Raw genomic sequence first — 7,570 nt, forward strand, 5'->3', positions numbered from 1 at the left:
CAATAAATACAAAAGACCAAATCACATGCGATCTGGTCTTCTAATCATTAAAAATCGTCGTCATTAGCCCCTCGTATTCGTTCAATGAAATCACTTCTTCGCTAGCCACATGATTCTTTATATTAATAATCAAAACTTTTCTAAAACTAACCATAATAAATTAGAACTACTACATGTGACTAGATTCTCTTTTTAACATCTTCTCTTATTAATTCAATAATATTATCAGATAAATTTGCTGGTAGAGACGTACCATCTTTAAAAACCCATGTATTAATTATTTCAAGGTCTGCTTTTTTAAAAGTAATGCTATAATCTTTATTTTGGTAAGCAAAATCAGTTGTCACGAATTCTTCACCATCAAATTCATCATCAATGATCATTTTATTTATTTGATAAGGCTTCATGATCAATCTCCTCGTTTATCATTCTTTTAATTATAGAGTTAACTTTATATTTATATTTATTCACTATTTTCAACCAACCTGCACAGATTATCAAAAAGAAGAGGCAGCCTCATTCATTATTTATGTAACGCACTCGTTCAACAGGGAATCAGTGAATCAGTACTCCTGTCACTCGCCTATTTCCTACTGTCTTATAAATAAACCATTTTCTTCGACAATCTCTTTACACTTTTTGAAACCTATTGTTGTTTTACAGTAAACAGGAAAAGACAATTCATAATTCCCAATTATCACTGTATCAAGAGAAGGAAAGAGAAAATTTGTAAAATACAGCTCATTTACTGAAAGTTTTGTTAAAAAAATAAGGGCTTCCACATCACCTATTTTGTAAATTCCCTTGCTGTTAGAAAACAACCTTCGAAAAAAGTTTGCCTCTTCTCGATTTAAATAGCTTAATATATACCTGAACTCTTCTTTTCCTATCCCTTTTTTATAAATATGTACGTACACCTCATCATCTTCCATATGGAAAAGTTGAGTCAAGGTACCAACAAATTTTGCACCGTGCTTTAAATTATGGCTTCTTCCCAATAGCTCACTTGCCTCTTCTTCAGTAAGAACACGATTAAATACATCCATAATACCAATAAAAGGATACACCTTTCTTGGCTCTTTAAGAAGATGGGTATTAAATTTTTTAAACTTTGAATGTAGCATATTAATTTCTTCATTCGTTGCTAAGGTTAACTTCATAATTTTACCTCGTTGTTCATTTTGTTCTAACAATATTTTATCATCTTATTGAATCCTCTCTCCCGTTAATACACTAACAAAAGCCGCCTTCGATGGCAGCCAGATTTTAAACATAAGCTAAATCTTCCATTTCGTTATTAAACAAGTCGGCCCGATACATAAAGAAAGAGCGCAATTTCCCCTTCGGAATTGCACTCGATTACTGACAAATATTATTCGATACTACTTATTTTCTTCAAGCTGAGAAGCGCTAGTAATAACCGTTAACTTTTCTTCAATCGAAGTTCGCTGTTGTGCTTTCGGTGTCATGTCTGGGTAGCCAATTTGCATAATTCCCACAACCTTCTCACCTGGCTTCACACCGATTTGTGCATGGAATGTTGGTGAATAAATTGTTGGATCCGTATTCCAAAGCATTCCAATTCCACGCTCCCAAGCTGCTAATTGAAAGTTTTGAATACAAGCACTCACCGCAGCAAAATCCTCTTCGAAAATCATTGGTCGTGGATCTGCTTGCATTACAACAACAACGAACGCTGGAATTGAAAGCAATTGTTCAAGCCTTTCTGGCTTCATCGGTCTAGGGAACTTCCCTTTTTCCTTTTCACTTTTTAAAACTTCCACAAGATGCTGCTTTCCTTCATCTAAGAAGGCGATAAAACGCCAAGGTTCACGCATTTTATGATTCGGTGCCCAAATCGCAATATCTAATAGCTCTTCAAGCGTATCTAAAGAAATCAGTTCCTTTTTAAACTTTTTAATCGTTCGGCGGGAGCGGATAACCTCTTCAACAGTCAAATTTGATTCCATATTCATATTTTCAATATCCTCTTTCTAAGCTTCCGTGTTATTTTCAGTATCTTTTTTAAATCGCAAATTCGCATATTCCTCGAACTCATATAGCTCAAACAGTTGTACAAACTCATCTATTATCGACTGTGTTGCCTTTAATTCACCAACAATAATTGGATTAACGGATTGCAACTCTGGTGTTTGCAATTGCTTTTTCAATACCGCCTGCTTAGTTTCTAAATGCTCTAAAAACATTATCGCACGCTTGCGTCGGAACGTTTTCGCTCCTTCTGATTTTACCCCTACATGCTCCCCGCGACTTCCACGATGTCTGCCTTCATGATGTTTACGTTGTCCTCTATGTCCTTCATGTCTCATAATACCCCTCCTCCTTGTATACAAATGTATACATTCAAATTCACTTTTATTGTATACATTTGTATACATAATAGCCAAATTCATTTTTTAAATAGTAAATAAAAAGGAAACGTTTCATAAGATTAATTTTACGGAGATGGACCCATGCTGCATTTATATAAAAAACCGCACCTACTTATGGTACGGTTCTCCGTGATGTATCTAAATGAGGTATTTTATTATTTTTTGCTATTTATCGTGGTTTTAATTTCTACAAGAGGATTTTGTTTTTAGTACAAAGTAAAGATTAGATAACAGGCAACCGTTTCAATAAATCTTTCATCAAAACCATAGAACGTCCAGAATGTACCGTTCCACCTATATCCTGCAACTTCACCATATTGGAGGTACGTCGGGTAAAACCAAAATCCCTCCCCATTTACTAACCAAACATAAGTGTAGTTATATAAACAGTCTATAGAATGTATATAAATCAGCTTTTTCTTTTTACCTAGATAATAATTATTAATAAAATAATAGAATTCTCATGCTTCTAAAACCTCATTAGATAAGTTGCTCTAATATCCCCAAATAGCTACATTCTGATTTTGCAAAACAAATCGATTATCCGACCACCCTAAAGTGTTCAAAATATACCCTAAAGAATCTGCATTATATCTTCCAGCAATTTTTTGATAAGCCAATAGCTCATACCTTTTATCCGAATTAAAGTCAACAGGATATAAGCCACTTAGAGGATTTACAAAACCTGTAATAGGACTTTTCAGTTTACCATTTTCATCATATATTTCAGTTAAATACTCAGCACCTTTTGTTGAAATATCTATCATGTACTTTTTATTATTGATTTTACTGACAACTTCCACTTTGTATTGGTCTTGATAAGTAACGTCATATTGATATTGCTTATTATATACATTGAAATCAAACAGTAAATATGCCATATTTTCCACAAAGGAATAAATATAATGGTACATGATTCCACCACTACCACCTGTAGCAATACTTATTAAAATATCATCTACTCCATTCCCAGTAAAATCCCCTAAGAATACAGTAGGATTGTAGCCAGCATTTTCTGGAAGTGTAACACTTTTTACAGTGCCAGTTCTTCCATCTTGAACGAGCAGAGTAATATTTTGAGTAAATGGACTAGCTGGAGTCTTTATTCCGGTTAAATAAACATTATCAGGCACTCTATCCCCCGTTATATCACCACGAGCAAACGAAACAATATCTTGCTGATTCATAGTTGTCCTAGAATAATAGTTATACATAATAAACTCCTTTTTATGAGGACTAGCATCATCATTTTCTAACAGTCTTAAAGAATTATTGCTCTTTATAACTAGCCTTCATTAAGTAATATCTAATCACCAGCTTCATAAAATTTATAAGGTCAACTAAACTAACATTAAAATATTATACGAACCCCGTCCTCGAAGTTTCCTAAAGAGTGAATTACGTTTATTATTCAACATAAAGGAGGGGGAAAAATGAAGAAATACAATTCTTTTTCTGGTACGGTTACCATGATTCAAGATTATTTATTAGGTTCAGGTGAGGAATTAAAAGGGTGTTTTAAATTAATGTCCTTATTAAGAGAAGATGGTTCGATAGTAAATTTTGTTATCAGTCCAACAACATATTTTCTAGACCATGTTATGGTTTCAGTTGGAGACCGTGTAACTGGTTTTTATGATGTCAATGTACCTGTCATTCTTATTTACCCGCCCCAATATCAGGCCCTCATTATCGTAAAAGATAGCCCTTATCAAAATGTTAAGGTTGACTATTTTAACAGCCTGCTGGTAAGTAGTGATGGTCAATTACAATTGAATATCTCTAGTTATACTCCGATATTATTACAAAACAATTAATCCTTCACACTTAGTCCTACAAATCGAAATCTACTTGTTGTATATGGTCCCGCCACATTTAGCATTCCAGCCCAAACTACTCCCTATAAAATCATTGTTTTGTGTTAATCGCATTTAGAAAATTTAAGGGGCGTAGCAGCCCCTTATCGTGTATATTTCGTTTTTCTCGAGATTTGAGGTATTTTTTATCTAATTTACTCAACAGCCTATAAAGAATATATTAAAACCAACAGTAAATAGGTAAGGAGTAAAGGGTGAACCAAATTTGCAAAATTAGGATAACCTTAAGAAAACTCGCTGATTGGCGAGCCTGTTAAGGCGAAGACAGAGATGTAGTTCCACTTACACTTAATTCCTAAAATTGGCGACTACGTCGAATCAGCCACTTGCTAAGCAAGTGGCCTTTTACATTCTGTTACTCATGTATATTGCAGCTTTTTTACAGGAACCATATCTAATTATTTCAATAGTCGTTTTTATATAAAATAACTTCATCTACTTATGGTACGGTTACCGCACTTAATCTTAAAAAGTTTCTCTTAATACTAATATGTAGAATAAGTAGAACAACTATAATCTCTCATTGCACAACAAAGGCGACCATATGACTATTATGCTTCTGATAATATTGATACTTAGTCCTAAATATCTTATGATAAAAATATGACTGAAAGCTTTCATGTCAATCATCAGTGGATATTTTACATCGTATATATTCAGCTGGAAGCTACTTAAGCGGAACATTAAAGGGGAAGTGCTTTTTGATACGGACACATAACATTAAACCATTTGCAAAGATTTTTGTTATTTATATTTTGATAGCAGTGGTTCCTACGCTGATTATCAGCGGCATTTTGGCAGAGCTACAAATGAGGAAATATGAAAATGAATATAAAAATAAAGCTCAACGGAATGCAAATCTCCATACAACAAATATAGAGAATTTTATTGGCGAAACAGTCGGACGGTTAGAAATGCTTGCTACCCTGATTAAAGTTCAGCATAGTAGCTTAATTGATATAGAGGAAATTTTTAAGGAAACTCAAGAAAAGGATAAACGTTTTTCAGGCTTTTATTGGGCCAATTCAGAAGGAGACTTATTAATAAGCTCAAATTCACTCAATTCTCCTGTTAATGTCGGTGATCGACTGTACTTTCAGCAAGCACTAAAGTCAGGAAAAACGAGTTTTTCAGAAGCACATATTGGTCGAGTAACAGGGCGTTATATTATGACAATCGCCGTCCCTGTTACTGAGAATGAACAAATTAAAGGTGTATTGCTGGCCAGCTTACGATTAGATGAATTAGAAAATACCATAAAAATGTTATTAAAAGATGAAATGATTGTCGTAACAGATCAATCAGGGAGAACAGTAATAGAGGCAAGCTCATTAACTTCGACGGAAAACTTAGTAGATTATCGTATCCATTTGAAACACCCCTCTTGGATCATTACGGCAAAATTAAGCCCTGAAAATAAACACTTATATCGTCATACATTTTCCTATTACCTAGTGGCGATTTTTATTATTATGAATGTTTTACTACTATTAATCTACAACCTTCGACTGAAACTTAAAGTAAAGAAAGAAAAAGAACAAAATGAATATCAAAAACTAGAGTTACTCGGGAATCTGGCTGCTAGCACTGCCCATGAAATAAGAAACCCTTTAACAGGAATAAATGGATTAATTAAACTACTTAGCGAAGAATATTTAGATAAGAAAGCCCAATATTACTTTGAAGTGATACAAAAAGAAATCATTCGAATAAATGCCATTGTTAGTGAATTACTAGTCCTTGGAAAACCAACTGCATATACATTAAACACCTACAATACAATAGATATCTTAAGAGAAATAGAACCTATTTTACAATCGGAAGCTAATTATATGAATGTCCAACTCTCTATTGCCTATTCTGCTGATGATGTGCCTATATCTTGTGTTCAAGATCATATAAAACAGGTGATTCTTAATTTGTCTAAAAATGCTTTACACGCTATGCCCGATGGTGGAAAATTAACGATTTCAATAGAAAGAGACGCTGATTTTTGTTTCATTACGATAGAAGATACTGGTGTAGGTATTCCAAAAGATCGTTTAGATCAAGTCTTTAATCCATTTTTCTCTATGAAGAAGCATGGTTCCGGATTAGGATTAACAATCTGCAAACGAATTATTGATACCTATCAAGGAGATATTTCTATTCAAAGTACTCTTAATAAAGGCACTCTCGTCAAAATACGTATACCTCTATCAAAATGATTCAGACTTAACATTGAAAAAGTGACGAGAATTTATATATCTCGTCACTTTTGGGTTATAGTTTCACAATGATTCTTCCGCGAGCATCACCTTTTAATAATGTAGGCAAAGCATCCGGAAGCTGATGAAGTGTCACTTCTTTTTGAATTAGTTCTTCTAAATTTGCCGGTTTAAAATCCGTTGCTAGACGATTCCATGTTTTCAATCGTGTCTCCATAGGACAATACACAGAGTCAATTCCAAGTAAATTAACGCCTCTTAAAATAAACGGGAAGACTGTTGTTGGCAGCTTTGTCCCAGCTGTTAATCCACTGACCGCAACTGAGCCACCGTACTCGATTTGGCTTAAAACAGAGGCAAGTGGTTCGCCGCCAACTGGATCGACAGCAGCTGCCCATTTTTGTTTACCTAATGCTCGAACCTTTCCATCATATACATCTTCGCGTGATAGAACCGTAGTTGCTCCAAGTTTCTTTAAGTATTCTTGTTCAGCTTCTTTTCCTGTACTCGCTTCAACTTGATAACCTAGGGTAGATAGAATAGAGACAGCAAAGCTGCCAACTCCACCTGTTGCTCCGGTTACAAGAACAGCTCCTTTGTCAGGAGTTAGATTATTTTCTTCAAGGCGCTGAACGGATAATGCAGCCGTAAAACCAGCTGTTCCGATAATCATCGCTTCTTTTAACGTAAGGCCTTTTGGAAGTGGAACAATCCACTGAGCCGGAATACGAGCGTATTCACTATAGCCACCGAAATGGGAAACACCAATCTCATAGCTAGTTGCAATAACCTCGTCGCCTTCTTGAAAGCGAGGATCTTCTGAAGAAACTACGACCCCTGCTAAATCAATTCCTGGCACAAATGGAAAAGTTTTGACAATATTGCCATCAGGGATACTCGCAAGACTATCTTTATAATTAACGCCTGAATATTGAACACGAATTAGTACTTCGCCCTCTGGTAAATCCTGTAGTGAAAACTGTTGAACCCCTACAGAAAACTGGTCATCTTGCTTATTAACAACTAGTGCATTAAATGATTTCATCTCCACACCTCTTTTATTAGTTTTATAGATATTATTATATCTGTATCA

The 7,570-nt window shown here is 34.6% G+C and carries 7 protein-coding genes and 1 pseudogene; 2 read left to right on the forward strand and 6 right to left on the reverse strand.

Annotated elements, in window-relative coordinates; genetic code table 11:
- Positions 1 to 179: 179 nt before the first annotated feature.
- The 5 genes from V7068_RS01095 to V7068_RS01115 all read right to left on the reverse strand — a co-directional run bounded on the left by V7068_RS01095 (position 180) and on the right by V7068_RS01115 (position 3,607).
- Positions 180 to 407, reverse strand: coding sequence for a hypothetical protein (locus V7068_RS01095; RefSeq protein ID WP_499710568.1), 228 nt, complete (start codon positions 405 to 407; stop codon positions 180 to 182).
- Positions 408 to 590: 183 nt separating this feature from the next.
- On the reverse strand, positions 591 to 1,193 hold the full coding sequence (locus V7068_RS01100; RefSeq protein WP_499710569.1) for a hypothetical protein: 603 nt from the start codon (positions 1,191 to 1,193) through the stop codon (positions 591 to 593).
- 189 nt (positions 1,194 to 1,382) lie between these two features.
- Positions 1,383 to 1,976: a nitroreductase family protein gene (locus V7068_RS01105; RefSeq protein WP_499710570.1), complete on the reverse strand. Its 594-nt coding sequence runs from the start codon at positions 1,974 to 1,976 to the stop codon at positions 1,383 to 1,385.
- 18 nt (positions 1,977 to 1,994) lie between these two features.
- Positions 1,995 to 2,330, reverse strand: coding sequence for a hypothetical protein (locus V7068_RS01110; RefSeq protein WP_499710571.1), 336 nt, complete (start codon positions 2,328 to 2,330; stop codon positions 1,995 to 1,997).
- Between the two features lie 557 nt (positions 2,331 to 2,887).
- The gene (locus tag V7068_RS01115; RefSeq protein ID WP_499710572.1) at positions 2,888 to 3,607 is read right to left on the reverse strand and encodes a YybI family spore inner coat protein; all 720 of its coding nucleotides are present in this window, start codon (positions 3,605 to 3,607) and stop codon (positions 2,888 to 2,890) included.
- 219 nt (positions 3,608 to 3,826) lie between these two features.
- Here V7068_RS01115 and V7068_RS01120 point away from each other — a divergent pair.
- Together V7068_RS01120 and V7068_RS01125 are read left to right on the forward strand one after the other, a co-directional pair.
- Positions 3,827 to 4,318, forward strand: a pseudogene (locus tag V7068_RS01120) (hypothetical protein).
- A gap of 653 nt (positions 4,319 to 4,971) precedes the next feature.
- Positions 4,972 to 6,477: an ATP-binding protein gene (locus V7068_RS01125; protein ID WP_499710573.1), complete on the forward strand. Its 1,506-nt coding sequence runs from the start codon at positions 4,972 to 4,974 to the stop codon at positions 6,475 to 6,477.
- Positions 6,478 to 6,532: 55 nt separating this feature from the next.
- Here V7068_RS01125 and V7068_RS01130 read toward each other — a convergent pair whose 3' ends face one another.
- Complete coding sequence (locus V7068_RS01130; protein ID WP_499710574.1) at positions 6,533 to 7,522, reverse strand: NADPH:quinone oxidoreductase family protein; 990 nt, start codon at positions 7,520 to 7,522, stop codon at positions 6,533 to 6,535.
- Between the last annotated feature and the right edge of the window lie 48 nt (positions 7,523 to 7,570).

Source organism: Bacillus sp. JJ634, assembly GCF_036962285.1.
Classification (GTDB): Bacteria; Bacillota; Bacilli; order Bacillales; family DSM-1321; genus Peribacillus; species Peribacillus asahii_A.